The sequence below is a fragment of the Photobacterium salinisoli genome (assembly GCF_003614885.1).
In the GTDB taxonomy this organism is placed as follows: Bacteria; Pseudomonadota; Gammaproteobacteria; order Enterobacterales; family Vibrionaceae; genus Photobacterium; species Photobacterium salinisoli.
Map to the genome: position 1 here is coordinate 1 of NZ_QZMS01000006.1, position 1,444 is coordinate 1,444.

Annotated in this window: 4 protein-coding genes; all 4 read right to left on the bottom strand. The window is 55.3% G+C overall.

Translation table 11 applies throughout. From position 1 onward, the window contains the following. Positions 1 to 19: 19 nt before the first annotated feature. Positions 20 to 436 (bottom strand): hypothetical protein, encoded by a 417-nt coding sequence (locus D6M16_RS00545; protein ID WP_120510122.1) that lies wholly within the window; start codon positions 434 to 436, stop codon positions 20 to 22. A gap of 9 nt (positions 437 to 445) precedes the next feature. Next, positions 446 to 835 (bottom strand): structural protein, encoded by a 390-nt coding sequence (locus D6M16_RS00550; protein WP_027253764.1) that lies wholly within the window; start codon positions 833 to 835, stop codon positions 446 to 448. Next, complete coding sequence (locus D6M16_RS00555) at positions 828 to 1,175, bottom strand: hypothetical protein (RefSeq protein WP_120510123.1); 348 nt, start codon at positions 1,173 to 1,175, stop codon at positions 828 to 830. The genes D6M16_RS00550 and D6M16_RS00555 overlap by 8 nt, the downstream gene beginning before the upstream one ends. Next, a partial coding sequence (locus D6M16_RS22365) for a hypothetical protein (RefSeq protein WP_205576812.1) occupies positions 1,172 to 1,444 on the bottom strand: 273 nt, incomplete at its 5' end. The genes D6M16_RS22365 and D6M16_RS00555, both read right to left, overlap by 4 nt.

A 1,444-nucleotide genomic window follows, 5' to 3' on the forward strand; every position in this document is an offset into this window, starting at 1 on the left:
AGTTGTTGCAGTATCTCTATCAAGTCGGTTTCCCTCTGAATTTGTGTGAGAAGAATTCCAGCAGGTAGCGCACCATAGAGCGCATTCCCAGCACGTCGACGACGATAGCCCCGACTACATACCAGTAAGGCTCAGGGATGCTGCTGAGCGCCTGAAAACCTGCATCCACATACACCGCGTAATCAGGCCAGAAGCACAGCACCAAAGGCGTGAAGACAACCAGTAAGATAAATTCATCTTTCCAGCCCCGGCCCTTGATGCTCAGCTCGTCCAGAGTGGCCGCTTTCTCGTCCCCGTACTCAAGCCGTTTTAACCTGGCGGCGTGTTTGGCCTGTTCCAGTTCGTCTTTACGTTTCAGGGCTTCGGCCTTGTTGCGGCTGTGCTGCTGCCATGCCGTCACCCCGCCCGTGAGCAGATTCAATAATGCACCGAGCATCACTCCCCCTTATGCCGCCTGAATGCCCGCATTGAGCATCTTGGCGCTGTAGGGCTGCATGCCGTTTTCATGGCGGATAATCAGGGGCACAATGTCCATGGTTTCCGCTTCTGACAGCGAGGTGTCCGGCGATACACCCAGCGCCCCGGCAACGTGAGCTACATAAGCGCTGGTGTCATTTTCCACAGGTGGCGCCCAGCGGTTAATGATGCCGCGCACCGTGGTCAGACCGTGCAGGTTGCGATAGGTTTTCAGCGTCCGGGCCAGCGCACGGATACCGTTTTCCGGTCTGTCGAAGATGACAAAGCGACCATCGTTACCGACGCGGCCACGCCATGCGGTGCCGTTGTCTTCAATATTGCCCGGATTGTTGTTTCGGATGCCTCGCGGCTTATACATCGTCATTGCTGCTAACCCCATCACCATCAGACTCAGTATCAATAAGATCTTGTTGCTGCTCATTGCGTGCCGCTTCCTCTGCTGCGTGTTGTTCGGCCATGGCCGTGACATAACGTTTGTGTTCGTCAATCAGCCACGCATAGGCGGCATTAAACACCGTGCTGTCGATAACCTGATTCGGGCGGTTATCCGTATATTCGATATGCCCCAGCCCGGTCAGGGTATTGAAATCAACCGCCCATTCACCTTGCCGCATGGCATAGCCGCCGATGTGTCCCAAAAAGGCCGGCACACCATCTATGACGATGAGCTGATCCTGTGTGACTGCTGTAATTCTCATAACTTCATAATCCAAATGACGGCCACCGACTTTTGACGCACATCGACGTGACCGTGGTTGTGTGATTGCCCGCTGCCCGGCGTGCTGACATAGGTGCTGGCGTTATGCAGCCGTAAACCCAGTGTCCGCGGTGAAGAGCGCCCCGTTTCGGCGTACGCACTCCAGCCGTTATTAGGCACCGAGCGATTCGCCACCCCGGCATTACTAATGCTGGAGATCTGAAAGTTACTGGTGCGCTGATAGGTCATGGACGAGCTGGGAAGCTGATT